Raw genomic sequence first — 26,389 nt, 5'->3', positions numbered from 1 at the left:
ATCCACCATGCGTTTTGCCATGATTCGCCGTGACGACGCGGCAGCCCTCGCCGCTGTCGTCGACGGCGACAATGTGTACCCGTTCCCTGGCGGCACCACCGTGCTCGAACTCGTCGGGGCCGGGCTGACCGCCGCACTGGAGATGGGCGACCGGATCCGCGCGATCACCACGCCGATTCCGGTCGGCGAGGTGCGCTTCGACGCTCCGCTGGCACCGCCGACGATCCGCGACTTCGTGACCTTCGAAGAACACGTCGAAGGGGTCCGCGCGAGTGTCGAAGGGCGCGGCGGCGTTCCGGAGGCGTGGTACGCGGCACCGCATTTCTACTTCACCAACCCGCACACGGTGAACGGTCCGCACAGCGAGATCCGGGCTCCGCACCACTGCGCGGAACTGGACTTCGAACTCGAGGTCGCGGCCGTCGTCGGCCGCGCCGGTCGCGACCTGACCCTCGCACAGGCCGCCGACCATATTTTCGGCTACACGATCCTCAACGACTGGTCGGCACGTGATCTGCAGCGTCGGGAAATGCACTTGGGCCTCGGTCCGGCGAAGGGAAAGGACTTCGCCAACACCCTCGGCCCGGTACTGGTGACCGCCGACGAAATGGCACCGTTCCTCGACGCCGACGGCTTCCTGGATCTGCGCTGCACCGCGCGGGTCAACGGGACCGAAGTGGGAGCGGACGTCCTGTCCAACATGGGCTGGACCTTCCCCGCGCTGTTGGCCTACGCCTCCCGCGACGCCGCGCTCATCCCGGGCGACGTACTCGGCTCGGGCACCGTCGGCAACGGTGGCTGCCTGGCCGAACTGTGGGGCCGACGCGGCCACCTCGACCCGCCACCGCTGAACGCCGGTGACACGGTCGAACTGACTGTGGAAGGGATCGGCACCCTGGTCAACACGATCGGCGAACGCACCACCGCACCACACCCCCTGCCCGCACCCCGCCTCCGCGACCGCGCCGAGCACCGAGCCCAAGTGACCGCGCGATGACGATCGTGACGTCGATCTCGGACGCGCTGCTACCCGAACCACAGGAGCACTGATGACCGGAACAGAAACCACCACAACGCAACTGGACCGCAGCGACCCGGAGTCCGCGATCGCCGCCGCGGCCGGTCGCTGCTCGAATTGGGCGCGATGGGGTGCCGACGATGTGCACGGCACCCTGAATTTCCTCGACGACGCCAAGCGGGCCGAAGCGGGAGCGCTGATCCGGCACGGCCGCAGCTTCAGCCTGTCACAGAGCTTCGATACGAACGGGCCCCAGCGTGGCTGGCGGCGCCGCTCGAATCCCGTGCACACCATGCTCGACACGGGCACCGACGCCGAAGCCGGGATCCAGGGCTTCCCGCACGGTCTCGGCGGTGCCGACGATGTGGTGTCGATGCCGTTGCAGTGTTCGACGCAATGGGACGGGCTCGGCCACATCTTCGATCACGGTCGGGCCTGGAACGGACGGCGCGCGGGTGAGGTGGTGACCTCGCAGGGCGATCAGGTCACCGGCATCGAAACCGTGGCGGATCGGATCGTGGGCCGGGGTGTGCTGCTCGACGTCGGGCGCGTCTACGGGACGGCTACGGAACTGCCCGACGGGTTCGCCATCACCACCGCCCATCTCGAGGAAACGATCCGCACGCAGGGAGCGTCCTCGGCGGTCGGTCGCGGTGACATCGTGACCGTGCGCACCGGCCAGCTCACCCGCGCCCGGCGCGAGGGCTGGAACGACTACGCGGGCGGCGCCGCACCCGGCCTGTCGTTCAGCACCGCGGACTGGTTGCACCGCACCGAGATCGCCGCGATCGCCACCGACACCTGGGGTTTCGAGGTGCGGCCCAACGAGTTCGACGACGCCTTCCAACCCCTGCACCAGGTCGCGATCCCGCACATCGGGCTGTTCCTCGGCGAGATGTGGGACCTGGACGCGCTCGCCGAACACTGCGCCCGCACCGGCACCTACGAGTTCTTCCTCGTCGCCGCGCCGATCCCGGTCACCGGCGCCGTCGGCGCACCGGTCAACCCGATCGCTGTCGTCTGAGTACCGGACGAGATCGGCGCCGTGTGCGGATTCTCGTCACCTTTTGAAACCTGTTGTACGAAAGGAAGATACTGATGTTCGAATACTTTCCCGGAAATTACGTCTGGAATCTCGGTGTGGTCGCCGCGCTGAACAGCGGTGGCTACATCGACGAGGTCGATCGGGCCTGCCGTCCCATCCGGGACGCGGCCACCCGCGGTGAGGACGCGGGCACCGAGGAGTTCCTCGCGTCCTGGACAGCGGTCGTCGACGACCTGGTCGAGGCCGCGGGCAACGATCGCGCGGTCGGCCGCACCCGGTCGGCGGGCCGTGCCTACGCGCGTGCCGCGAACTACCTGATCCACGCCGAGCGGATGCAGAGCCCGCAGACGCCGGATCGCAACGCGATCTATCGCCGGGTGCTGGACTTGATGCAGCAGTCCTTCGACCTGGTCGATCCGAATACCGTGCGGGTGTCGATTCCCTTCCGCGACACCACACTTCCGGCCTACTTCACCCGTCCCGACGTGGCAGGCCCGGTGCCATGCATGATCGTGTGGAACGGCTTGGACAGCACCAAAGAGCACATGTACCTGTCCGGGTTCGCCCACGAGCTCGCCGAGCGCGGGATCGCCACCCTCATGGTCGACTGCCCCGGCAGCGGCGAGGCACTGCGCCTGCAAGGACTCACCGCCCAGATCGAGACCGAGGAATGGGCGGCCGCCTGTGTCGACTACCTCGAAACCGTCGACTACGTCGACCCCGCGCGCATCGGTCTGGTCGGCTGGTCGCTGGGTGGCTACTACGCACCACGCGCGGCGGCCTTCGAGAAGCGGCTGGCGCTGTGCGTGGCGTGGGGCGCCAACCACGACTGGGGCAAGGTGCAGCGTCGCCGGATCGAGCGCGAAGGCGAACGTCCGGTACCGCACTACTGGAACCACGTGCAGTGGGTCTGGGGCGAGAACGACCTCGACACCTTCCTGAACAACGCCGACGGCGTGAACCTCGACGGCGTCGTCGAAAAGATCACCGTGCCCTTCCTCATCGTGCACGGCGAGAACGACCGCCAGATCCCCCTGGAATACGCGCACCGGTCCTACGAACAGGCCACGGCCAGCCCGAAACGGCAGTTGCGGATCTTCACCGCCCGCGAGGGCGGCGCCGAACACATCGGACTGGACAACTTCCCCCTGGTCAGCACCTATATCGCCGACTGGGTGACCGAGACCTTCGCCGAACTGGGGGCAGACCAGCCGACGGCGAGCGCCGTCGGCTGAACACCGCGGCGATGTCGGCCGGTGCGCTGCCCGGCCGCCCGCCGACATCGCCGTCGGATGTTCCCACCACCGAGACGAAAGCAACCGATGAACAGCACCACCCGATCCCACGAACCCCCCGAAGCGGCGCTGTGGGGACCGGCCACCGATACCCGTGCGCACACGCGGATCGCCGACTATCTCGAGTGGCTCGGTGCCCATCGGAATCTGCACTTCGCCGACTACCAGCAGCTGTGGCAGTGGTCGGTGCAGGATACGGCGGGCTTCTGGTCGTCGATCCCGGAGTACTTCGAGATTCCCGTCCACACCCCGCCGGTGCAGATCCTGTCCGCAGGCGCGATGCCCGACGTGCGGTGGTTCGAGGGTGCGACGCTCAACTACGCGGAGGCTGTGCTGCGGCTCCCGGGACTGCGCGACACCGACATCGCGGTCGTCGGCCGATCCCAGACGCGGGCCGCCGGCGACTACACCGCCGCGCACCTGCGCGACCAGGTCGCCAGGGCCCGGCAGGGCTTGCGCCGGCTGGGAGTGGGCCGTGGCGATCGGGTGGCTGCCTACCTGCCCAATGTCGCGGAGGCCTTGGTGCTGTTGCTGGCCGCGGCCAGTCTCGGGGCGGCGTTCTCTTCCTGCCCAACGGAATTCGGGGCGGAGGCGGCACTGGACCGGTTGCGGCAGATCGAGCCGAAGGTGCTCGCCGTTGTCGACGGGTACCGGTACGGGTCCAAGGCGGTCGACCGGACCGGCGATGTCGCCGCGATCCGTGCGGGTCTGCCCGGCCTCGAACACGTGGTGCTGCTGCCCTATCTCGACCCGGGGACAGCCTCGGTGCCCGAGGCGATGTCGTGGGCGGAGCTGGTGGGTGAACCGGGGGACCTGGCTTTCGAGCCGGTGCCCTTCGACCACCCGCTCTATGTCCTGTACAGCTCGGGCACCACCGGCGCGCCGAAGGCCATCGTCCACGGACACGGCGGCATTCTGCTCGAACATGTCAAAGCGCTTGCGCTGCACCATGATCTGGGCACAGGTGACCGGTTCTTCTGGTACACGACCACCGGCTGGATGATGTGGAACTACCTGGTATCCGGTCTGGCGGTGGGGGCCTCGGTCGTACTGTTCGACGGCAATCCGGCCTGGCCCTGCGCGGATGCGCTGTGGGAGTTGGCCGCGGACACCGAGACGACCTACCTCGGAACGAGCGCGCCCTTCCTGATGCACTGCGTGGACAACGAGCCCGCGCACGCCGTCGCCGCAGCCCTACCCCGGCTGCACGGCATGGGATCGACCGGCGCGCCGTTGCCACCGGAGGGATTCCGTTGGGTGCGGCAGCGATTCGGGCCGAACCTGTACTTCTCCTCCATCGCCGGTGGCACCGATGTCTGCTCGGCGTTCCTCGGCGGTTCGCCGATGCTGCCGGTGCACGCGGGACAGCTCGCCTGCCGCTGCCTGGGCGCCGCGGTCGAGTCCTACGACAGCGACGGGCAGCCCGTTGACGATGTCCAGGGCGAACTCGTGCTCACCCGGCCCATGCCGTCCATGCCGGTGGGCTTCTGGGGTGATTCCGATGGGAGTCGCTATCGCGCGGCATATTTCGAGGACATCCCCGGCGTCTGGCGACACGGTGACTGGGTCACCATCACCTCCGACGGCGCCGCGGTGATCGCAGGACGCTCCGACGCCACCCTCAACCGAGGTGGTGTGCGACTGGGCACCGCGGAATTCTATGCGGTCATCGAGGCGCTCCCCGAGGTGCGCGACAGCCTGGTCGTGCACCTCGCGGACACCGACGAACTCATCGTCTTCGTCGTCCTGGATCGCGTCCTCGATCTCGACGCGGATGATCGGATCAAGAGCGCCCTGCGCACCGCGCTCTCGCCCCGCCATGTTCCCGACATCATCCACGAGGTGCCCGCGATCCCGCGAACACTGTCCGGCAAGAAGATCGAGGTGCCGGTGAAGAAGATCCTGACCGGTGTGGCACCAGCTGCGGCGGTCAAGCTCGACACACTCGCGAATCCGGAATCCCTGGAGTCCTTCGTCCGATTCGCCGTTGCCCGTGCATACTCCCGCTGACACGGTGATCACGCCGAGCTGACCAGCGAGAGGAAGTCGCATTGGCCGGAGGTTCTGATGGCGCGTCGGTACTGTCGCGCGTCGTCCGCATTCTCGAGGCGTTCGACGCGGAGACGCCGCTGCTGACGGTCACCGACGTGTCCCGAAGCACGGGCTTGCCGCTGCCGACGGTTTCGAGGCTGGTCGCCGACATGCTGACGCTCGGCCTGTTGCAGCGCGACGATCGACGTCGGCTGCGGATCGGCATCCGGCTGTGGGAGTTGGGTTCCCGTGCCGCGCCGACCCTTGGCCTGCGCGATCTAGCCATGCCGTTCATGGAGGACCTGCACGCGGCGGTCGGGCACAGCGTGCAGCTGGCCGTGCGGCGCGACGACTCTGTGCTGTTCGTGGAGAGGCTGACAGCCCCGGGCGCGGTGTACAACATCACCAAGGTCGCCGGACGGCTGCCCATTCATGTGTCATCCGCGGGTGTGGTCCTGTTGGCGCACGCCCCGGCGCCTCTCCAGCAGGCCGTGCTGGCGGGTCCACTTCGGCGATACACCCCCGCTACGCCGGTCACCGGGTCGAGTCTGCGTGCGCTGCTGGCCGAGACCCGGCGCACCGGCATCGCGTTCTGTCCGGGCTTCGTCGACGACCGTGCCACGGGTATCGCGGTACCGCTGCGCGCGACCGGCAAAAAGGTGGTGGCCGCACTGTCGGTGGTCGTGCCGAACGACAGCACGGCCCGCGCGGCGATCCCGGCGTTGGTGGCCGCCGGCCACGGGATCTCCCGCGCGCTGGGTGCGCCGGTCCAGGAAGTCTCTCGCTGAGCGAAAGTCGGGTAGCCGCCCGCACACCTCCCGCGACAGTGTGATCCGCAGCACTGAACACGAGGAGTTTCTATGACTGCGGTGACAACCACGGACCTGGTCGTGGTGGCCAAAGAGGCGGTTGCCGACGAGGTGGTCGCGCTGACACTGGCGCACCCCGAACACCGTCGGCTGCCGGACTGGACACCCGGAGCACACATCGACCTGATCCTGCCCAACGGACTCACCCGCCAGTACTCTCTGTGCGGAAGTCGCTGGGACGCGCACACGTACAGGATCGGGGTGCTGCGCGACCCGAGTAGTCGGGGCGGGTCGGCGTTCATCCACGACACCTTGGCGGTGGGGGACACGGTCGCCGTCGGCGGTCCGCGCAACAACTTCGCGCTGGTCCCCGCGACGAAGTATCTGTTCATCGCAGGTGGTATCGGCATCACCCCGATGCTGTCCATGCTGGCGCAGGCGGATCTACTCGAATGTGACTGGCGCCTGGAATATCTGGGCCGAAGCCGCCGGACGATGGCGTTCACCGAGGACCTCACCGGATACGGCGACCGTGTCTCGATCAGGCCCGACGACGAAGGCGGCGCCTGCGATGTGGCGGCGCTACTGGCCTCGATCGACGACGACACGGTGGTCTTCTGTTGTGGACCCACGCGCCTGCTCGATGCGGTCCAACGATGTTGTGGCGGATGGCAGGTCGGGCGATTGCGCGTCGAACGGTTCGTGCCGAAGGTGCAGGAGAATGCCGTGCGCGACACCGCATTCGAGATCGAACTGCGCCGTTCGCGTCGCCGGGTCACGGTGGCGCCGCGCCAGTCGGTGCTCGAAGCGTTGCGTGGCACCGGCACGTCGGTCCTGTCCTCCTGCGGACAGGGAGTCTGCGGGACGTGCGAGACGACCGTGCTGGCCGGACTGCCCGATCACCGCGACTCGATTCTCGACGACACCGAGCGCGCGGCAGGCGACTGCATGTTCGTCTGCGTATCCCGATCCCTTTCCGACCGCCTGGTACTCGACCTGTGACCATGGGAGAAACCGATATGACCACCACGGACCAACTGCCGGTCAGCGACATCGACCCCTTCGCGATGGACGTTCTCGAAGATCCATGGGCGGTGCACGCGACGCTGCGTGACGCGGCACCGGTGGTGTACCTGCGCCGCTACGGCGTCTACGCGATGGCGCGCTATGAGCAGGTGCACGCCGCGCTCACCGATTGGCAGAGCTTCCAGAGCGGCGCCGGGGTCGGGCTGAGCCACTTCGGTCAGGAAAAGCCATGGCGGCCACCGAGTCTGCTGCTCGAGGCCGACCCGCCGCGACACGACGCACCCCGCAACGTGCTGGCCGGGATCATCGGGCCGCGGGCACTGCGTGGACTGCGTGCGCAGTGGTTCGCCGAAGCGGAGCGGCTGGTCGACGAAGTGCTGGCCGAGTCGGCGGAATTCGACGCGGTCGATCGGCTCGCGGAAGCGTTTCCCCTGCGCGTGTTCCCCGACGCGGTCGGCCTGCCGCAGGAAGGTCGCGAGCATCTGCTGCCCTACGGCAGTTTCGCCTTCAACGCCTTCGGTCCGCGCAACGAACTGGTCACCTCCGCCCTTACGGAGGCCGGCGAGCACGCGGCGTGGGTGAACGGGCAGTGCACACGGGAAAGCCTGAGTGACAACGGTTTCGGATCACGGATCTGGTCCGCGGCCGACCACTACGACATCACCCACGAGCAGGCGCCGCTGCTGGTCCGTTCGCTGCTGACCGCCGGCGTCGACACGACGGTCAACGGCATCGCCGCCGTGCTCTACGCCCTGGCCACCAACCCCGATCAGTGGCAGCGGTTGCGCGAGACTCCCGCCCTGGCACGGGTCGCGTTCGACGAAGCGGTGCGCTGGCAGTCGCCGGTGCAGACCTTCTTCCGCACCGCCACCGCCGATATCGACCTCGGCACCGTCGTGGTCCCCAAAGACCAGAAGATCTTGATGTTCCTCGCTGCCGCCAACCGGGATCCACGCCGCTGGCACGATCCCGACCGGTTCGACCTGGCGCGCGACCCGTCCGGTCATGTCGGCTTCGGCATGGGCATTCACCAGTGCATCGGCCAGCATGTGGCGCGACTGGAGGCCGAGGCACTGCTCACCGCGCTCACGGCCCGCGTCGAGACCATCGAACTCACCGGCCCGGCGCGAATCCGGTGCAACAACACCCTCAGATCATGGCAGCGGGTCCCGGTGCGGATCCGGGCGGCGCGCTGACCACCATGGCGAACTCGACGAGCGGCGAATCCGTATTATCAAGGGTCGTAAGAATTTTCGAGGCATTCGATCCTGACGTCCCCGCTTGCACGATCTCCGAACTCGCCCGCCGCGCCGACTTGCCACCGGCGACCACCTCGCGGCTGGTCAACGAACTGATCGAGCACGGGTGGTTGAGCCGGGATGCCGGCAGACGGATCAGTATCGGTATGCGCGGCTGGGAGTTGATCACCCGAGCCTCACCCGTGCTCGGCCTGCGCGACGCCGCCATGCCCTTCATGCAGGAGCTGCACGCAGTGGTCGGCAACCCTGTGCAACTGGCAGTGCACCAGGACGGAGAGGTGCTCTGCATCGAGCAACTCTGCGCCCCCGGCGCGGTCCGCGACATCAGCCGATTCGCGGGCAGACTGCCCCTGCACGCGTCGGCATCGGGCTTGGTCCTGCTCGCCAACAGCCCAGTGGCGGTCCAGGAATCGGTGCTCACCGGTTCCTCGCCCGCCGACACGGTCGCCGACCGAAAGAGGTTGCGCGCCGTATTGGGTGAGATCCGCCGCACCGGATTGGCCGTGTGTGCCGACCGCGGCAGATCCACTACGTCGATGGCTGTACCGGTGCGAGCGCGGTCCGGACACACCGTGGCAGCGCTGACGGTTGTCGTCGCGAATCGGGCGGTCACCCGGTCATTCGTGCCCGCACTGACAGCCGCTGCCCTCGGCATTGCACAGTCACTGGGTGGTCCGAACCCCGCCAGGGAAACGGCGGATCGTCGTGCACCTGCCGGTGTTTCGGCTGGAGTGCGTGGCTACCCCGCGTTGACGATGTCGGCGGGCGGGTTCTCGGCGTAGAGCTCGTCGATCTGCGCCGCGTACTTCTCGGCGATGACCTTGCGCTTGAGTTTCAAGGTGAGGGTGACCTCGTCGCCGCCCGCCTCCCAGAACGTGGGCAGGATGCGGAAGCGCTTGATCTGCTCCACGCGCGAGAGCTTGCTGTTGCCCAGTGCCACACCGGCTTCGAGCGCGGCACGCACCGTGGCGTCGACGGCCAGCGCGGCGGCCGAGGCGTCGGGGAGTGCGTGCTCGCGCGCGTACGGCTCGACGGATTCGGCGTCGAGCACGATCAGCGCGGTGTTGTAGGAGCGGCCGTCGCCGATCACGGCCATCGCGCCGATCAGTGGCGTGGCCGCCTTGATCGCGTTCTCGATGTTGGTGGGGGACATGTTCTTGCCCGCGGCATTGATGATCATCTCCTTCTTGCGGTCGACGACGCGGAGGTAGCCCGCGTCGTCGATGCTGACGATGTCACCGGTATGCAGCCAGCCGTCGGCGTCGATCGCCTCGGCGGTCTGCTCGGGCAGGCCGCGGTAACCCTTCATCACCAGCGGCCCGCGCACGTGCAGTTCGCCGTCGTCGGACAGGCGTGACTGCATGCCGGGCAACAGCTTTCCGACCGCACCGAGCTTCGCGTCGCGGGGATGGCTGACGCTGCAGATGCACGCCAGCTCCGACATACCCCAGATCTCGGCGATCGGGATGCCGAGACCGGCGAAGAAGGCCAGCGTCTGGGGCGGGATCGGGGCCGCACCGGACATGGCCCACCGCACCCGGTCCAGACCGAGGGCCGCGCGCAGCTTGCTCAGCACCAGTTCGTCGGCCCGCGCCCATTCGGCGGCGAGCTCGGCGGGCACCGGTTCGCCGGCCAGCTGATGGGCGCTGCGGGCCGCGGCGACCGACATCGCCCACGCCATCGCCTGGCGGCGGGTCTCGTCGGGTTCGGCTGCGACCTTGAATTCGATGGCGGCCTTGAGCTTCTCCCACACCCGCGGCACCGCGCCCCAGATCGTCGGATGCAGGTCGGCGAGGGCGGCGGCGATCTGCTTGGGGTCGCCGACGCTGGTCACCTGGGTGCCGAGCACCTCCTGCACGTAGAGCGCGGTCAGCCGGTCGGCGATGTGGGCGGTCGGCATGAACGAGGTGATGGTGTCACCGAATTCGATGCCGAGGATGTCGGCGATGCCGTACACCTGGAACAGCAGCGCGGCATGGGTGGTCTCGACGCCCTTGGGCGCGCCGGTGGTGCCCGAGGTGTAGATGAGCGTCGCGACGTCCTCGCCGCGCACCGCGCGCCATGCGGCGTCGAAGTCGAAATCGGCATTACTCGCCGCGAGCAGCTCGGCCACCGACATGGTGCCCGCTGGTGCCTCGTCGAGGCAGATGATGTGGTCGAGGTCGACACCGGAGGAGGCGATCAGCTTCGCGTACTGCGGCTCGCAGATCACCACGCGCGCTCGCGCATTGCCGAGCACATAGGCGAGCTGGTCGGGGGAGAGGGTGTTGTACACCGAGAACGAGGTGGCGCCCAGATGCTGCGCGCCGACTTCCATGGGGTAGAACTCCACCCGGTTGCTCATCATCAACGCGACGGTGTCGCCGCGGCGCACCCCGAGACCGGCCAGTCCGGCGGCGACCGCGCGGACCTGGGCCGCGTACTCGCCCCAGGTGATGGTCTTGGCGTCGCCCGGCGTGCGCAACGCGACCGCTCCTGGCGCGATCGAGGCGGTGTGCTGGAACGCTGCGGGCAGGGTGTCGAAACGGGGAATGCTCACGAGGCAGGCACTTTCTGGGTCATGACCGCGGGGGCGGTGTCGAGATGGGTGGCGACAAAGCGAGCCGCCGCGCGATAAGCCGTTCTGGATTCGGGGACGACGATGGGCAGTGTCTGGAACGCGTGCATCTGATCCGGCCACACCCGCAGCTCGCAGTGCGCCCCGGTGGCCTGCCAGCGGCGCGCGAGTTCGGTCGCGTCGGCACCGAAGTACTCGGTATCGCTGGCATGGATCACGGTGGGCGGCAACCGCATTCCGTGCACGGGGCGCAGCTCGAACGGTTGCGCGGTGAAGGCGGCGATCGCCTGCCTGGCGATCTGGGTGGACAGCAGACCGTCGCGGAACTGGTTGCGGTGGCCGACAGCGATGGTCAGACTCAGATCGACGATCGGGGAGAACAGCACCAGCGCACCCGGTTCGGGCAGCCCGGCACGGGCATTCTCGATCGCCAGATGAGCCGCCAGGAATCCACCGGCCGAATCCCCGGCGAGGATGATCCGGTCGGCGGAATATCGCCGAGTCAGCCACCGGAACGCCGCGGCGACATCGGACGGTGCGGCGGGAAACGGGTGCTCGGGGGCGAGCCGGTAATCCAGGGTGAACACCGGAAGTCTTGTCGCGGTCGACAATCGGGAGGCGACGCCCCGATAGCCGAAAACCGAGCCCGCGACGAACCCGCCGCCGTGGACGTAGAGGACGACCGCGTCGGTGCGGACGGCCCGCGGCCCGCGCACCCATTCGCCGCGGATGCCGTCCTCGTCCACCGGCTCGGTGGTCGTCGGGCGCAACGGCGGGGCGCCCGCTCGCATGGCCTGTTCGATGAGCAGCCGCGACGGTGCCAGCGTGTAGGCGTTCACCGGTGCGAGAGCGGCCAACTGGCGCACGGTGAGCGCCGACAGCTGCCGAAGCGTGCGGGCCCGCAGCGACCCGCGTTCGACGCTCATCGACGCTGCTCGATCGCCCGGATCAGCCCGTGCACCGTGGTGTCGGCGGCGAGCTTGCGGTCGAGGACGACATTGATCGCCCCACGCAGCAGCGCATAGGGCTCCCACCCGCTCGGCGCGATGGTGCGCGGCGCACGACGGGCGATGCCGTCGGCGATCGTGCGGGCCGCGTACTCGGCGGTGATCCGCACGTTGAGCGGCCACGGCAGCATCCCGTCGAGCTCTTTGCCCAGTTCGTCGGTGTCGAGCATGTCGTGGGTCATCGCCGTGTCGACGATGCCGAAGTAGGCCACGCCCGCGCTGGCGCCGCTCGCGGCGAGTTCCACGCGCAACGCCCGCCCCAACTGCTCGACCGCGGCCTTGCTCACCATGTACGGCGAACCGCCCATCCCCGGCGCGAACGCCGCGCACGACGACACCACCACGACGTGTCCGCGCGCGGACACGATGTGGTCGAGGGCCGGATGCACGGTGTTGAACACACCGGTGAGGTTGATCCCGATCACCCGGTCGAAGTCCGCCGGGTCCATCGTGCGCACGGTGGCGGGCACGGGAGTCACGCCCGCGTTGGCGACGACCACGTCCAGCCTGCCGAACCGCCGCACCACTTCCTGGATCGCCGCGGACATCTGTGCCCGGTCGGCGACATCGGCGCCGATGCTGTGGGTGTCGAGCCCCAACTCGTCGGCTGCGCGTCGAGCCGCGGCCGCATCGATGTCGACCACGACGACCTGTGCGCCCCGGTGGTACAGGATCTCGGCCAGTTCCCGGCCGATGCCCTGTCCGGCACCGGTGATCAGCACGACCTTTCCCGCTACCTCGTAGGAAGGCGAGAACCAGTTGGCCGGCGCGAGATCGGGCAGTCGGATCATGCCGACACCTCGTAGGACTCGATGTCGAAACGGCGAGTGCGGCGCCGGTATTCGAAGCTCCAGTTCGGGTACAGCCCGGCATTGCCACCCTCGGCGGTGGTGTAGTAGCTCTCACAGCCGCCGGTGAGCCAGACGGTGTCGGCGCTGCGCCTGCCCATCTCCTCGACGAAATCCCGCTGCACCTGCGAACGGACTTCGACCCGGGTTCCGCCGCGGGCGCGCAGCGTGCTCAGCGCGTCGACGATGTAGGCGATCTGCGACTCGATCATGAAGACCGCCGACTGGTTGCCCGCCGCACCGAACGGACCGAGCGTGCAGAAGAAGTTCGGGAACCCGGCGACTGCGGCACCGAGGTAGGTCTGCGGCCGCTGCTGGAAGACCTGCGCGATCGTTCGCCCGTCGTGGCCGACGATCCGGTCGAATACGCTCGGCGTCGATGTGAATCCGGTGCCGTAGATGATGGTGTCCACGGGGATCTCGACCCCGGCGCGGGTGACGACAGAACGCGCGCGCACTTCGGCGATCCCGTCGGTCACCACGTCGACGTTGTCCTTGTCGAGCGCGGGGAGATAGGCGTCGGAGAAGATCGCCCGCTTACAGCCGATCATGTAGTCCGGCGTCACCTTGGCCCGCAATCGCGGGTCGCGGATCTGGCGGCGCAGCTGGATGCGGCCGAGCAGCTCGTAGGGATGACGGAACCGGTTGTCGACGAACCCGACCAGGCCGAAACCCTCGATCAGCGAGTACCAGGTGCTCCGAACAGCCTTCTGCGCCAACGGGATCCGGCGCAGCAGTTGACGCTCGAAGCCGAGGGTCGGTCGGTCCATCCTCGGCACGATCCACGGCGCCGACCGCTGGAACACCGTCATCGCGGCGACCTTCGGCTGGATCTCCGGCACGAACTGGACCGCCGAGGCGCCGGTGCCGATCACCGCGACGCGTTTGCCGGTCAGATCGTGCTCGTGGTCCCAGTGCAGCGAATGGAAGGCCGTGCCTTCGAAAGTCTCGAGCCCGGGCAGCGACGGATACTTGGCCTCGGCGAAAATGCCTGCCGCGGAGAGGAAGTAGTCCGCGGTGAGCGCACCGCTCAAGGTCTCGATCCGCCACCGGGAGTGCTCGTCGTCCCAGCGCGCGTCGAGCAGTTCGGTGCCAAGGCGCACGTGCCGGAGCACGTCGTTGTCCGTGGCGACAGTGCGCAGGTAGTCGAGGATCTCGGGCTGCTTGCCGTAGGTGCGCGACCACTCGGGGTTGGGGGCGAAGGAGTAGCTGTAGAGCTGGGAGGGGACATCGCAGGCGCACCCGGGGTAGGTGTTGGCGCGCCAGGTGCCGCCGAGGTCATCGGCGCGTTCCAGGACGACGATGTCGTCGAAACCCGCCTCGCGCAGTTTGATCGTCAGCCCGATCCCGCCGAAACCGGCGCCGAGCACGACGATGTGCGTGTGTTCTGTGGGCATGGGTCAGCCGATCCTTCCGTGCAGCACCGACACCAGGCGATCGACGACGGTGTCGATCCCGGCGCTGCGGGTGAATGTCGTGAGCGCCAGCGGCGAGGAGAACCGTTGCCGCGTAGTCGCTTTGGCGTAGGTGAACTCGCGAAGGCCGTCGGGTCCGTGCACCCGGCCGAAGCCGGAGGCGCCGACCCCGCCCAGGGGCAGCGCGGGGATGGTGGCATGCGCGACGAACGCGTTGATCGAGGTGGCGCCCGCGTCGATCCGGTCGGCGATGGCGTCACCGTCGCGGCGGGCGAAGACAGTGGCACCGAGCCCGTAGTCGGAGTCGTTGACCAGCTCGATCGCCTCGTCCATGGACGCGACCCGGGTGACGACCAGCGTCGGGCCGAAGGTCTCCTCGGTGATAGCGGCGGAATCGTGCGGCACGTCGACCAGGATGGTCGGCTGCACGAACTGGCCGTCGATGGCGTCGAGCCCGCCCAGCAGTGCCCGGCCGCCCCGCGCGATGGCGTCCTCGATGTGTCGCCGGATCACCGCCAGCTGCTTAGGCATGGTGATCGGACCGATTTTCGCCGTTCCCGGCCCGGCCCGCAGATCGCGCGCCCGGTCGAGCAGTTCAGTGAGGAACGCGTCGTAGACGGCGGTGTGCACGTATACCCGTTCCACGCCGAGACAGGTCTGCCCGGCATTGGCCATGCCACCCCACAGCGCGGCGTCGGCCGCGGCACCGAGGTCGGCGTCGGCGTCCACGACGAGGGCGTCCTTGCCGCCGCATTCCATGAGCACCGGGGTGAGCCGCTGCGCACAGGCGGCCATCACGCGCTTACCGGTCTCGGTGGAACCGGTGAACCCGATCTTGCCGACCCGGCTGCGGCACAGCGCCGCACCGGTCTCGCCGCCGCCGGTGATCACCTGCAGCACCGGCTGTTCGGGGACGGCGCGGGCGAACGACTCGGCGAGCCAGACGCCGACTCCCGGGGTGTACTCGCTGGGTTTGAACACCACCGTGTTGCCCGCGGCCAGGGCGAACGAGATCGAGCCGAGCGGGGTGAACACCGGGTAGTTCCACGGGCCGATCACCCCGACCACGCCGAAGGGCCGGTATTCGACCCGGCAGGCCTGATTGACGGTCAACAGACTGGGCGCGACCGAACGCGGGCCGAGGACCTCTTTCGCGTTGTGGGCGGCCCACTTCAGGTGTTCGAGCGCCATCACGATCTCGAGTGCGGCGTCGGAGTGCGGCTTGCCCATCTCCTGGCTCATGATGCGCGCGAGTTCGTCGCGGCCGCGGGTGATCTCGGCGCGCCACCGATCGAGGCGCCGGGCACGTTCATCGAAACCGACTGTGCGCCACCAGGTCGCGGCACCGTGTGCCCTGTCGACGGCGGCCTCGACGGCGCTCTCGTCGTGGCTGGGATAAGAACCGACCAGGGCGCCGGTCGCCGGACTGTGGACGTCGAAGGTGAGCGTGGTGGTCATGGCAGGCGTGCCTTTCGCGATCAGAGATCCAGCGTGAGTGCGCCACCGGCGGAACGGGACACGCAGGGGAGGAGGTGGTCGGTGCGCTCGCCCGGGGGGAGTAGTCGGTCGCGGTGATCGATCGAGCCCGCGACGACCTTGGTCTTGCAGCTGCCACAGAATCCCTGTCGGCAGGAAAAGGCGACGTCGGGCCGCACCCGACGGATCGCGTCGAGCGCGGTCTCGGTGCTGTCGACACGCACGGTTTCCCCGGTGCGCGCGAGGGTGATGTCGAATTCCTTGCCGTCGATCACCGGCCGCGCCGAGAACAGCTCGGTGTGCAGCGAGGCGGTCGGGTTCAGGGCGAACAGGCTGCGCTGGGCGACATCGAGCACCGGGGGAGGACCGCACACGTAGACCGCGGCGCCGGGGGCGGCGGTGGCGAGCAGCGCCGGGAGGTCCGGTGTGCCGGTTTCGTCGTCGGGGCGCAGGTCGGTGCCTGCGGGGAGTTCACCGAGGAACGGCATCGTCTTCCGCGATCGGCCCAGGTAGACCAAGCGCCCGCGGGAACCGGCCGCGCGCGCCATCGGCAGGATCGGGGTGATCCCGATGCCCGCGGCGATGAACAGATACGACGGTGCGGTCTCGACGAAGGTGAAGGCATTGCGCGGCCCGCGGATGCGCAGCACGTCACCCAAGCGCAGGGTGTGCATCTCCCGTGATCCGCCGTCGCCGTTGTCCATGCGGCGCACCGCGATCCGGTAGCGGTGCCGGTCGCGCGGATCGCCACACAGGGAGTATTGGCGTTGGCGGCCCGAGGCGAGGAAGACATCGAGGTGGGAACCGGGACGCCACGAGGGCAGGTACCCGCCGTCGGTGGCCGCCAGGGTCAGGCTCATGACGTCGGTGGCCTCGGCGTGCACCGCTTCCACGCGGACGTCGAGATCGAAGCCGTTGTGTCGCACCGGATGCGGTGGTGACAGCGCGGGCTGGGTGAACACCTTCTTGTAGATGTCCACGGCGGCGCCGATGGCCCGCAGGCCCGGCGTCGCCACATCGGTGGTGGGGTTCACGCGCGCGCCGCCGGCGAGTGCGCCAGGTACCGCAGTGCGTTGTCCATCGAACCCAGCTGGGAGGGGTGGAAGCTCGGCCGCAGGTAGCGCGGCATCTCGGTGACGAAGGTGGTGAAGCTCGGAATCACCCCGCGCACAGTCGCGCTCACGAACTGTTTGGCCCAGGAGCGTCCCTTGTCCTGGCTGGGGTCCTGGCGATACAGATAGGCGGTCGAGATGACGAACAGCGGTAGCAGCGTCCCGCTGGCGAGCAGCCCGGTCCGCAGCCGGCGCGCGTACCCGCCGTCGACGTGCATGTAGGCGTCGAACACCACACTGCGGTGTTCGACCTCTTCGGCGCCGTGCCAGCGCACCAGATCGAGCATGGTCGGGTCCATCCCGAGCTCGGCCAGCACGTCCGATTCCAGCAGCCATTCGCCGATGACCGCGGTGAAGTGCTCCATCCCGGCGAACAGGCCGAGGCGTTCCTTGAGCCATTCCTCCTTGGCGCGACCGGTGAGCCCCTGGTCGCCCAGGAGCCGGTCGACCAGCCAGCCGATCTTGGCGACATAGGACTCCACATCGAGGCCGATCGACTGCAGATGTCGCCGTGCGCCTTCGTGGCTGCTGGCGTGCATCGACTCCTGGCCGATGAATCCGGTGACCTCCTCCCGCAGCCGCTCGTCCTTGATGTAGGGCAGGGCCTCGGCGAGGCAGGTGGCCATCGCTCGTTCGCCCTCGGGAAGTACGAGATGCATCACATTGGTGACATGTGTCGCGAGTACTTCGCCCGGGATGTAGTGCATGGGCACCGACGAGAAGTCGAAATGCACATCCCGCGCGTGAATTGCGTGCGCTTCTTCCTGATAGGAGCGCGCCGTTGCACCGTTATCAGCCATATTCAGACCGTACAGTGCAACAAATAGTATCGCAATGTTGCAGACAGATTCGATCTGTGGTTGTGCTCGGCACCCGCCACGCCTGATACCGTCGAAGGGTGCTGTCCACCGCCGCGACCTCGGGAAATTCGCCCACCGCCGACTCCGTCGAAGAACGAATTCTCGATGCCGCCCTCGTGCAGTTCGAGCGGGTGGGCGTGCGCAAGACGACGATCGAGGACATCGCCAAGGCCGCCGACGTCGACCGCGCCACCGTCTATCGGCGGATCGGATCGCGCGACGACGTGGTGAGCGCCGCGTTCGAACGGGAGGTGCGCAGGCTGCTCGCCGACCTGGGCGAGATCCCGGCCCGCCACGACAGCTTCGACGACATCGTCGTCGACGTCTTCACCACCGTGATCACCCGCTGGCGGGCACACCCACTGGTCGAGCGGCTGCTCACCCTGGAAGCCGACCGCCTGCTGCCCCAGCTCACCGTCGACGGCGCGTCGTTCTTCCTGCTCTCGGTCGCCGCGTCCACCGAGATCATCCGAAAGGTGCTCGAGGACAACCGATTTCCCGACATTCCCGATCTCAGTGCTCGGGTCGAAGTGGTCTGCCGGGTGGTGCACTCGCTGATCCTGCAGCCGGTCGGCACCATCGATACCGGCTCGGAGCAGGCGCTGGCGGCGTTCGCCCGCGCCTACGTGGTCCCGATTCTGGTATCCGGGCCGTAGGCGCGGGCCGACGCGTCAGAGGAAGCGGGCGATCAGGTCCTTCATGACCTCGTTGGCACCCGCGTAGATGCGCGAAATGCGCCCGTCGATCCACATCCGCGCGATCGGGTACTCCTCCATGTAGCCGTAGCCGCCGTGCAGCTGGACGCACCGGTCGACCACCTGGGTCTGCTGATCGGTGGTCCAGTATTTGATCATCGCCGCGGTTTTCACATCCAGCGCCCCGCGCAGGTGCTTGGCCACCGCGTCGTCGACGAAGGTCCGCACGACGGTCGCGATGGTCGCGCAATCCGCCATTTCGAAGCGGGTGTTCTGCATGGCGAACAGTGGTTTGCCGAAAGCGTTGCGCTGCTTGACATAGGCGAGCGTCTCGTCGACCGCGGCCTCGATCGTCGCGGCTGCGGCCACGCCGCAGATCAGCCGTTCCTGCGGCAGCTGCTGCATCAACTGGACGAAGCCCTGGCCCTCGGCGGTGCCGAGCAGGTTGGCCTGCGGTACCCGCAGTCCGTCGAAGAACAGTTCGGTGGTGTCCTGGCCCTTCTGACCGACCTTCTTCAGCAGCCTGCCGCGCTCGAAGCCGGGGGTGTCGTCGGCGACCTCGGCGACCACCAGGGACACGCCTTTGGCGCCCTGGGTCGGGTCGGTCTTCACGGCGATGATCAGCAGATCGCAGTTGCGGCCGTTGGAGATGAAGGTCTTGGCGCCGCTGATCACATAGTCGTCGCCGTCCTTGATCGCCTTGGTCGCGATGTTCTGCAGGTCCGAACCCGTGCCGGGCTCGGTCATGGCGATGGCGCCGATCCACTCGCCGGAAGCGAGCTTGGGCAGCCAGCGCTTCTTGTTCTCCTCCGAGGCGTAGGCCAGCAGGTAGTGCGGCACGATGCCGGTGTGTACGCCCAGCTGCATCGAGGAGTCGCCGCCCTTGACCTGCTCGGTGAACAGCACGGCCTCGTGCGCGAAAGTGCCGCCGCCACCGCCGTATTCCTCGGGCACCGACATGCACAGCAGGCCCAGTTCACCGGCCTGTCGGTAGACCTCTCGGCTGGGATAACCCTGCGCGGCGAACTCCTCGCGGTGGGGCGCGACGGTGTTGACGAAGAAGCTGCGGGCCAGTTCGGCCAGACCCTGCAGCTCCGATTCGGCGTCGGTGTCGACGGTGCTCATCGAGTTCCTCTTCTCGTTCGATGGACTGTGCACCAGAGTGGACATGCTGTTGGCAATCTGTCAACAGCGGAGTTCGGGAATTGACAAACGCCGACCGGAGCTGCGAAGGTACGGATTACTTGGACATCCAACTATTGGAAACCCTCCAACTGTGCGCACCGCGCAATCGACATCAACGGAGTAGGACTGGCATGGCTCGCGAACTCACGCACTTCATCGGCGGCAAGCACGTCACCGGCACTTCCGGCGCCTTCGGCGACGTCTTCGATCCGAATCTCGGGCAGGTGCAGGCCAGGGTTCCGCTGGCGAACACCGTCGAGGTGACCGCGGTGATCGACAACGCGGCCGCGGCGCAGCCGGTGTGGGCGGCGTTCAATCCGCAGAAGCGGGCCAGGGTGCTGATGAAGTTCGTGAACCTCGTGAACGAGGAGATGGACAGCCTGGCCGCGCTGCTCTCGGCCGAGCACGGCAAGACCATCGCCGACGCCAAGGGCGACATCCAGCGCGGACTCGAGGTCATCGAGTTCGCCATCGGCATTCCGCACCTGCTCAAGGGCGAGTACAGCGACAGCGCGGGTACCGGCATCGACGTGTACTCGATGCGTCAGCCGCTCGGTGTCGTCGCGGGCATCACGCCGTTCAACTTCCCGGCGATGATCCCGCTGTGGAAGGCGGGTCCGGCGCTGGCCTGCGGTAACGCCTTCGTGCTCAAGCCGTCCGAGCGCGACCCCTCGGTGCCGCTGCGCCTGGCCGAACTGTTCCTCGAGGCGGGGCTGCCGCCGGGTGTGTTCAACGTGGTCAACGGCGGTAAGGAAGCCGTCGACGCGATCCTGGCCGACAAGCGGATCAAGGCGGTCGGTTTCGTCGGTTCGACCCCGATCGCCCAGTACATCTACGAGACCGCGACCGCCAACGGCAAGCGCGCACAGTGCTTCGGCGGGGCCAAGAACCACGCGGTCGTGATGCCCGACGCCGACCTCGACGATGTCGCCGATCAGCTGATCGGCGCGGCCTACGGGTCGGCTGGTGAGCGCTGCATGGCGCTGTCGGTGGCCGTGCCGGTGGGTCAGGAGACCGCGGACCGGCTGGTCGCGAAGCTGACCGAGCGGGTGCACAAGCTCAATGTCGGCCGCTCCGACGACCCGGGCGCCGATTTCGGTCCGCTGGTCGGGCTCGACGGTGTGAACCGGGTCAACGACTACGTGCAGATCGGTGTCGACGAGGGCGCGCAGCTGCTGGTCGACGGCCGCGGCCTGACCGTCGACGGCGCCGAGGACGGCTTCTTCGTCGGCGCGAGCCTGTTCGACAACGTCACCGCGGACATGCGGATCTACAAAGAGGAGATCTTCGGCCCGGTGCTCACCGTGGTGCGCGCGGGCGACTACGAGGAGGCGCTGCGGCTGGTCGACGAGCACGAATACGGCAACGGCGTCGCGATCTTCACCCGCGACGGTGACACGGCTCGCGATTTCTCCGCCCGCGTGCAGGTCGGCATGGTCGGCGTGAATGTGCCGATCCCGGTGCCGATCGCCTACTTCACCTTCGGCGGCTGGAAGGGCTCGGGCTTCGGCGATCTCAACCAGCACGGCCCGGATTCGATCCGGTTCTACACCAAGACCAAGACGGTGACCCAGCGTTGGCCTGCCGGACTCAAGGAGTCCAACGCGTTCGTCATTCCGACGATGGACTGATGCGGTGATGTTCACCCTCAACGAGGACGAACGCGCGATCGGTGAGACCGTGCGCCAGTTCGCCGACGAGTTCCTGGCGCCCGATGCGCTGGATTGGGACGAGCGCAAACACTTTCCGGTCGACGTGCTGCGCAAGGCGGGCCCGCTCGGGCTCGGCGGCATCTCGGTGCGCGGCGACGTGGGCGGCTCCGGCCTGCGCAGGCTCGACGCGGTGCGGATCTTCGAACAGCTCGCCACCGGGTGCCCGTCCGTGGCGGCGTACATCTCGATCCACAACATGGCGACCTGGATGATCGATGCCTATGGCACCGAGCAGCAGCGGCACCGGTGGGTGCCGGAAATGGCGTCGATGGAGCTGCTCGGCAGCTACGCGCTCACCGAGCCGGGCGTCGGCTCCGACGCGGCGGCCCTGAGCACCAAGGCCGTTCGAGACGGGGAGGACTATGTCCTCACCGGTGCCAAGCAGTTCATCTCCGGCGCGGGCGCCAACGACGTGTACGTGATGATGGTGCGCACCGGTGGCGAGGGCCCGCGCGGCATCTCGGCGCTGATCATCCCGGCCGACACACCGGGCCTGACCGTGGGAGCCAACGAACGGAAGATGGGCTGGAACGCCCAGCCGACCCGCCAGGTCACCCTCGACGGCGCCCGAGTGCCGGTCGCCAACCGGCTCGGCGCCGAGGGCGACGGCTTCTCGATCGCGATGAACGGCCTCAACGGCGGCCGGCTCAACATCGCCGCGTGCTCGATCGGCGGCGCACAGGCCGCGCTCGACAAGTCGGTCCGCTACCTCACCGAACGGCACGCCTTCGGAAAACCCTTGGTGCGCAACGAGGCACTGCAGTTCGAGCTGGCTGACATGGCCACCGAACTGGAGGCGGCGCGGACCCTGCTGTGGCGGGCCGCGGCCGCCCTGGACGCGGACGCGCTGGACAAGGTCTCCCTGTGCGCGATGGCGAAGCGATTCGCCACCGATACCGGTTTCGAGGTGGCCAACAAGGCGCTGCAATTGCACGGCGGCTACGGCTACCTGCACGAGTACGGCCTGGAGAAGATCGTGCGCGACCTGCGTGTGCACCAGATCCTCGAGGGCACCAACGAAATCATGCGGGTGGTCGTCGCCCGCTCGCTGATCGGAGCTGCATGACCGACGAAGTACTGATCGCCGTCCGTGACGGTCTCGGTTCGATCACCCTGAACCGTCCCAAGGCCATCAACGCCCTCAATCACGCCATGACACTGGCCATCACCGACGCGCTGCGCTCCTGGGCCGACGACGACGCGGTCCGTGCCGTCGTTGTCACCGGCGCCGGCGAGCGCGGACTCTGCGCGGGCGGCGACATCGTCGCCATCCACACCGACGCGAAAGGTGGGACGGCGGAAGCTGATTCGCCGACCGGGCGGTTCTGGCGCGACGAGTACCACCTCAACGCCCTGATCGGCAGCTATCCCAAGCCGTATGTGGTGATCATGGACGGCATCGTGATGGGCGGCGGGGTCGGTCTGGCCGGGCACGGCAGCCATCGGATCGTCACCGAACGGTCCAAGATCGGGATGCCCGAGGTCGGCATCGGTTTCGTCCCCGACGTCGGCGGCACCTACCTGCTCTCGCGGGCGCCGGGCGAGATCGGCACCCACGTGGCGCTGACCACCGCGCGGATGAACGCGGGCGACGCGATCGCGGCCGGATTCGCCGACTACTATGTGCCATCCGAGGCGCTGCCCGAGCTGCTCGACGCGCTGGGCACCGTGGGTGTGGACGCGGCGATCGCGAAGTTCGCCGAGGCGGCGCCGTCCTCGGATCTGCTGGCGCAGCGGCACTGGATCGACGCCTGCTACAACGCCGACACCGTCGAAGAGATCGCGGCCCGGCTGCAGGCCGATGAAGCGCCACAGGCCGCCGAGGCGCTCGCGGCGCTGCTGGCGAAATCGCCTGTCGCGCTGAAGGTCACGCTGCGGTCGCTGCGGGCCGCGCGGGACCTGCCGAGCCTCGAGGCGGTACTCGACCAGGAATACCGGGTCTCGGTCGCCGCGCTCAGCTCCCACGACCTGGTCGAGGGCATCCGCGCCCAGGTGATCGACAAGGACCGCAATCCCCAGTGGCGGCCCGCGACCCTCGCCGAGGTGACCGACGAGCAGGTCGCGGTCTACTTCGCCGAGCTCGGTGCGGCGGAACTGGATTCGACGACAACGAAGGCACAGCGATGACGAAGACGATCGGTTTCCTCGGGCTCGGTCACATGGGCGGCCCGATGGCGGCGAACCTGGTGCGCGCGGGTTACGACGTGCTCGCCTACGACCCGGTGCCCGCCGCCCAGGAGCAGGCACGCACCGACGGCGCGACGGTGGTGGCCACCGCCGCCGAAGCCGCCGCGGGCCGTGACGTGGTGATCACCATGCTGCCCAACGGCAAGCTGGTCCTCGACGTCTATGCCGAATTGCTGCCCGCCGCCGCGCCGGGAACGCTGTTCCTCGACTGTTCCACCATCGATGTCGCCGACGCGAAAGCGGCTGCGGCACAGGCAGTCGCGGCCGGTCACCGGCCGCTGGACGCACCGGTCTCCGGTGGTGTCGCCGGTGCCACCGCGGGCACCCTCACCTTCATGGTGGGCGGCGCGGCCGCCGACTTCGCCGACGCGAGCGAGGTATTGGCGGTGATGGGCGGCAAGGTCGTGCACTGCGGCGACTCGGGCGTCGGTCAGGCCGCCAAGATCTGCAACAACATGCTGCTGGGGATCTCGATGATCGGTCTGTCCGAGGCATTGGTGCTCGGTGAGCGCCTCGGCCTGAGCCACCAGTCCTTCTTCGACGTGGTGTCCACCGCGTCGGGCCAGAGCTGGGCGCTGACCAGCTACTGCCCGGTTCCGGGTCCGGTCCCCACCAGCCCGGCCAACAACGACTACCTGCCCGGCTTCGCCACCGCGCTGATGTCCAAAGACCTCACCCTGGCCGCGAACGCGTTGCAGGCCAACGGAATCGACGGGCAGCTCGGCGAACTCGCCGCCGCGATCTACGCGCGGTTCAATCAGACCGACGCGGGCCGGGACTTCTCCGCCATCGTCACCGACATCCGCGACCGTTCCGGCGAGGCCACCGCGTGACCGACTACGAGACCATCCTGGTCGAGACCGAGAACCGCGTCGGCTGGATCACGCTGAACCGGCCGAAGGCCCTCAACGCGCTCAACACCGCCGTGCTCGACGACATCATCGCCGCGCTGGACGAGTTGGGTCGTGACGACGAGGTCGGCGCCGTCGTGATCACCGGCTCCGCCAAGGCTTTCGCGGCGGGCGCCGACATCAAGGAGATGGCGCCCAAGTCCTACATGGACATGTTCATGGACGACTTCTTCGCCCGCTGGGATCAGCTCGCGCAGTTCCGCAAGCCCACCGTCGCCGCCGTGGCGGGGTACGCGCTCGGTGGCGGCTGCGAGCTGGCCATGCTCTGCGACATCCTGATCGCCGCCGACACCGCGCAGTTCGGGCAGCCCGAGATCAAGCTCGGCGTGATCCCCGGCATCGGTGGCTCCCAGCGGCTCACCCGCGCGGTGGGCAAGGCCAAGGCGATGGACATGGTGCTCACCGGACGCACCATCGGCGCCGAGGAAGCCGAACGGGCCGGGCTCGTCTCACGCATCGTGGCCGCCGACGACCTGCTCGACGTCGCCGCCGAGGTGGCCGAGACCATCGCGGCGAAATCGCTGCCGGTCACCATGATCGCCAAGGAAGCGGTGAACCGGTCCTTCGAGACCACCCTCGCCGAGGGAATCCGCTTCGAGCGCCGCGTCTTCCACTCGCTGTTCGCGATCGAGGATCAGACCGAAGGCATGAACGCCTTCGTCGACAAACGGCCACCGAACTTCACCCATCGCTGACCCGGCATCACCCGACACACTTTTCGAGGAACCATGACCGAGGCATACATCTACGACGCGATCCGCACCCCGCGCGGGCGCGGCAAGAAGACCGGCGCCCTGCACGGCGTGAAGCCACTCGATCTGGTGGTCGGGCTCATCGATGAGCTGCGGACACGCCATCCCGAGCTCGATCCGGCCGCGATCGACGACATCGTGCTCGGCGTGGTGTCGCCCGTGGGCGACCAGGGCGCCGACATCGCCAAGACCGCCGCGATCGCGGCCGGGCTGCCCGACACCGTCGCCGGAGTACAGCTCAACAGGTTCTGCGGATCGGGCCTCGAGGCGGTCAACACCGCGGCGCAGAAGGTGCGTTCAGGCTGGGAGCAGCTCGTCATCGCCGGTGGCGTGGAGTCGATGTCGCGCATCCCGCTCGGCTCCGACGGCGGCGCGTGGGCGATGGACCCGATCACGAACTACGAGTCCTACTTCGTGCCGCAGGGCGTGAGCGCCGACCTGATCGCCACGATCGAGGGCTTCACCCGCGAGGACGTCGACGCCTTCGCCGTGCGGTCGCAGCAGAAAGCGGCCGCTGCCTGGTCGGGTGGCTACTTCGCCAAATCTGTTGTCCCGGTGCGTGATATCAACGGCGCGGTGCTGCTCGACCACGACGAGTTCATGCGCCCGAACACGACGGTGGACAGCCTGGCCGGACTGGCGCCGTCGTTCGCGGCGATGGGGGAGATGGGTGGCTTCGACGCGGTCGCCCTGCAGCGCTACCACCACGTCGAGAAGATCAACCATGTGCACCACGCCGGTAACTCCTCCGGCATCGTCGACGGTTCGGCTCTGGTGCTCATCGGTAGCGAATCAGCCGGTCTCGCAGCAGGTCTCACGCCGCGTGCTCGGATAATCGCCTCCGCGGTGAGCGGTAGCGACTCCACGATCATGCTCACCGGACCGGTGCCTGCGACCGAGAAGGCCCTTGCCGTCGCGGGGCTCACCGTCGACGACATCGACCTGTTCGAACTCAACGAGGCCTTCGCCTCGGTGGTGCTGAACTTCCAGAAGAAGCTCGGTGTGCCCGACGAGAAGATCAACGTCAACGGCGGCGCCATCGCCATGGGCCACCCGCTGGGCGCCACCGGCGCCATGATCACCGGAACCATGGTCGACGAACTAGAGCGTCGGGGAGCGCGCCGCGCACTGATCACGCTGTGCATCGGCGGCGGCATGGGCATCGCCACCATCATCGAGCGCGTCTGAG

The 26,389-nt window shown here is 68.1% G+C and carries 23 protein-coding genes; 15 read left to right on the top strand and 8 right to left on the bottom strand.

All coding sequences use genetic code 11. From position 1 onward, the window contains the following. Positions 1-7 precede the first annotated feature (7 nt). The 8 genes from ACLJPD_RS27050 to ACLJPD_RS27015 all read left to right on the top strand — a co-directional run bounded on the left by ACLJPD_RS27050 (position 8) and on the right by ACLJPD_RS27015 (position 9,265). Positions 8-997, top strand: coding sequence for a fumarylacetoacetate hydrolase family protein (locus tag ACLJPD_RS27050; RefSeq protein WP_410875910.1), 990 nt, complete (start codon positions 8-10; stop codon positions 995-997). Between the two features lie 52 nt (positions 998-1,049). Next, a complete protein-coding gene (locus ACLJPD_RS27045; RefSeq protein ID WP_410875908.1) occupies positions 1,050-2,042 on the top strand; it encodes a cyclase family protein in 993 nt (330 codons plus the stop codon). Positions 2,043-2,116: 74 nt separating this feature from the next. Next, positions 2,117-3,298: an alpha/beta hydrolase family protein gene (locus ACLJPD_RS27040; protein WP_410875906.1), complete on the top strand. Its 1,182-nt coding sequence runs from the start codon at positions 2,117-2,119 to the stop codon at positions 3,296-3,298. An 87-nt stretch (positions 3,299-3,385) separates the two neighbouring features. Next, positions 3,386-5,368 carry an acetoacetate--CoA ligase gene (locus ACLJPD_RS27035; RefSeq protein ID WP_410875905.1) on the top strand — a complete coding sequence of 661 codons (1,983 nt, stop codon included), beginning with the start codon at positions 3,386-3,388 and terminating at the stop codon, positions 5,366-5,368. Between the two features lie 41 nt (positions 5,369-5,409). After that, the gene (locus ACLJPD_RS27030; RefSeq protein ID WP_410875904.1) at positions 5,410-6,177 is read left to right on the top strand and encodes an IclR family transcriptional regulator; all 768 of its coding nucleotides are present in this window, start codon (positions 5,410-5,412) and stop codon (positions 6,175-6,177) included. Positions 6,178-6,249: 72 nt separating this feature from the next. Then, positions 6,250-7,200 carry a PDR/VanB family oxidoreductase gene (locus ACLJPD_RS27025; RefSeq protein ID WP_410875902.1) on the top strand — a complete coding sequence of 317 codons (951 nt, stop codon included), beginning with the start codon at positions 6,250-6,252 and terminating at the stop codon, positions 7,198-7,200. A 17-nt stretch (positions 7,201-7,217) separates the two neighbouring features. Next, entirely contained in the window at positions 7,218-8,420 is a 1,203-nt protein-coding gene (locus ACLJPD_RS27020; RefSeq protein ID WP_410875900.1) for a cytochrome P450, read from the top strand. Continuing rightward, positions 8,381-9,265: an IclR family transcriptional regulator gene (locus ACLJPD_RS27015; RefSeq protein WP_410875899.1), complete on the top strand. Its 885-nt coding sequence runs from the start codon at positions 8,381-8,383 to the stop codon at positions 9,263-9,265. Before ACLJPD_RS27020 ends, ACLJPD_RS27015 begins: the two co-directional genes overlap by 40 nt. Here the strand turns inward: ACLJPD_RS27015 and fadD11 are convergent. The 7 genes from fadD11 to ACLJPD_RS26980 are packed head-to-tail and all read right to left on the bottom strand — an operon-like array spanning position 9,223 to position 17,698. After that, on the bottom strand, positions 9,223-11,022 hold the full coding sequence (gene fadD11 / locus ACLJPD_RS27010; RefSeq protein WP_410875897.1) for a fatty acid--CoA ligase FadD11: 1,800 nt from the start codon (positions 11,020-11,022) through the stop codon (positions 9,223-9,225). The genes ACLJPD_RS27015 and fadD11 overlap by 43 nt on opposite strands. Continuing rightward, positions 11,019-11,966 carry an alpha/beta hydrolase gene (locus tag ACLJPD_RS27005; protein ID WP_410875896.1) on the bottom strand — a complete coding sequence of 316 codons (948 nt, stop codon included), beginning with the start codon at positions 11,964-11,966 and terminating at the stop codon, positions 11,019-11,021. Before ACLJPD_RS27005 ends, fadD11 begins: the two co-directional genes overlap by 4 nt. Continuing rightward, positions 11,963-12,838, bottom strand: coding sequence for a short-chain dehydrogenase/reductase (locus tag ACLJPD_RS27000; protein WP_410875894.1), 876 nt, complete (start codon positions 12,836-12,838; stop codon positions 11,963-11,965). The genes ACLJPD_RS27005 and ACLJPD_RS27000 overlap by 4 nt, the downstream gene beginning before the upstream one ends. Further along, a complete protein-coding gene (locus ACLJPD_RS26995) occupies positions 12,835-14,292 on the bottom strand; it encodes a flavin-containing monooxygenase (RefSeq protein WP_410875892.1) in 1,458 nt (485 codons plus the stop codon). Before ACLJPD_RS26995 ends, ACLJPD_RS27000 begins: the two co-directional genes overlap by 4 nt. Before the next feature lie 3 nt (positions 14,293-14,295). After that, positions 14,296-15,768, bottom strand: a complete 1,473-nt coding sequence (locus tag ACLJPD_RS26990) for an aldehyde dehydrogenase family protein (protein WP_410875890.1) — start codon at positions 15,766-15,768, stop codon at positions 14,296-14,298. Positions 15,769-15,788: 20 nt separating this feature from the next. After that, complete coding sequence (locus ACLJPD_RS26985) at positions 15,789-16,820, bottom strand: PDR/VanB family oxidoreductase (RefSeq protein WP_410875888.1); 1,032 nt, start codon at positions 16,818-16,820, stop codon at positions 15,789-15,791. After that, positions 16,817-17,698 carry a metal-dependent hydrolase gene (locus ACLJPD_RS26980; RefSeq protein ID WP_410875887.1) on the bottom strand — a complete coding sequence of 294 codons (882 nt, stop codon included), beginning with the start codon at positions 17,696-17,698 and terminating at the stop codon, positions 16,817-16,819. The genes ACLJPD_RS26985 and ACLJPD_RS26980 overlap by 4 nt, the downstream gene beginning before the upstream one ends. Before the next feature lie 98 nt (positions 17,699-17,796). On the opposite strand from ACLJPD_RS26980, the gene ACLJPD_RS26975 reads away from it, so the two are divergent. Then, positions 17,797-18,414 (top strand): TetR/AcrR family transcriptional regulator, encoded by a 618-nt coding sequence (locus tag ACLJPD_RS26975; RefSeq protein WP_410875886.1) that lies wholly within the window; start codon positions 17,797-17,799, stop codon positions 18,412-18,414. Positions 18,415-18,429: 15 nt separating this feature from the next. On the opposite strand, the gene ACLJPD_RS26970 is transcribed toward ACLJPD_RS26975, so the two are convergent. Further along, positions 18,430-19,578, bottom strand: a complete 1,149-nt coding sequence (locus ACLJPD_RS26970) for an acyl-CoA dehydrogenase family protein (protein WP_410875885.1) — start codon at positions 19,576-19,578, stop codon at positions 18,430-18,432. Positions 19,579-19,769: 191 nt separating this feature from the next. Here ACLJPD_RS26970 and ACLJPD_RS26965 point away from each other — a divergent pair, with 191 nt between their 5' ends. The 6 genes from ACLJPD_RS26965 to ACLJPD_RS26940 are packed head-to-tail and all read left to right on the top strand — an operon-like array spanning position 19,770 to position 26,388. Beyond that, positions 19,770-21,269: a CoA-acylating methylmalonate-semialdehyde dehydrogenase gene (locus ACLJPD_RS26965; protein WP_410875884.1), complete on the top strand. Its 1,500-nt coding sequence runs from the start codon at positions 19,770-19,772 to the stop codon at positions 21,267-21,269. A gap of 7 nt (positions 21,270-21,276) precedes the next feature. Continuing rightward, positions 21,277-22,416, top strand: a complete 1,140-nt coding sequence (locus ACLJPD_RS26960) for an acyl-CoA dehydrogenase family protein (RefSeq protein WP_410876323.1) — start codon at positions 21,277-21,279, stop codon at positions 22,414-22,416. Then, positions 22,413-23,477, top strand: coding sequence for an enoyl-CoA hydratase/isomerase family protein (locus ACLJPD_RS26955; protein WP_410875883.1), 1,065 nt, complete (start codon positions 22,413-22,415; stop codon positions 23,475-23,477). The genes ACLJPD_RS26960 and ACLJPD_RS26955 overlap by 4 nt, the downstream gene beginning before the upstream one ends. After that, positions 23,474-24,370: a 3-hydroxyisobutyrate dehydrogenase gene (mmsB, locus tag ACLJPD_RS26950; protein WP_410875881.1), complete on the top strand. Its 897-nt coding sequence runs from the start codon at positions 23,474-23,476 to the stop codon at positions 24,368-24,370. Before ACLJPD_RS26955 ends, mmsB begins: the two co-directional genes overlap by 4 nt. Next, positions 24,367-25,143 carry an enoyl-CoA hydratase gene (locus ACLJPD_RS26945; protein WP_410875880.1) on the top strand — a complete coding sequence of 259 codons (777 nt, stop codon included), beginning with the start codon at positions 24,367-24,369 and terminating at the stop codon, positions 25,141-25,143. Before mmsB ends, ACLJPD_RS26945 begins: the two co-directional genes overlap by 4 nt. A 33-nt stretch (positions 25,144-25,176) precedes the next feature. Beyond that, positions 25,177-26,388: an acetyl-CoA C-acetyltransferase gene (locus tag ACLJPD_RS26940; RefSeq protein ID WP_410875879.1), complete on the top strand. Its 1,212-nt coding sequence runs from the start codon at positions 25,177-25,179 to the stop codon at positions 26,386-26,388. The last annotated feature ends 1 nt before the right edge of the window (position 26,389 follow it).

Source organism: Nocardia sp. A7, assembly GCF_046549215.1.
Lineage (GTDB): Bacteria > Actinomycetota > Actinomycetes > Mycobacteriales > Mycobacteriaceae > Nocardia.
The sequence above is the reverse complement of the archived record's forward strand: the minus strand, read 5'-3'. Positions and strand labels throughout refer to the sequence as shown.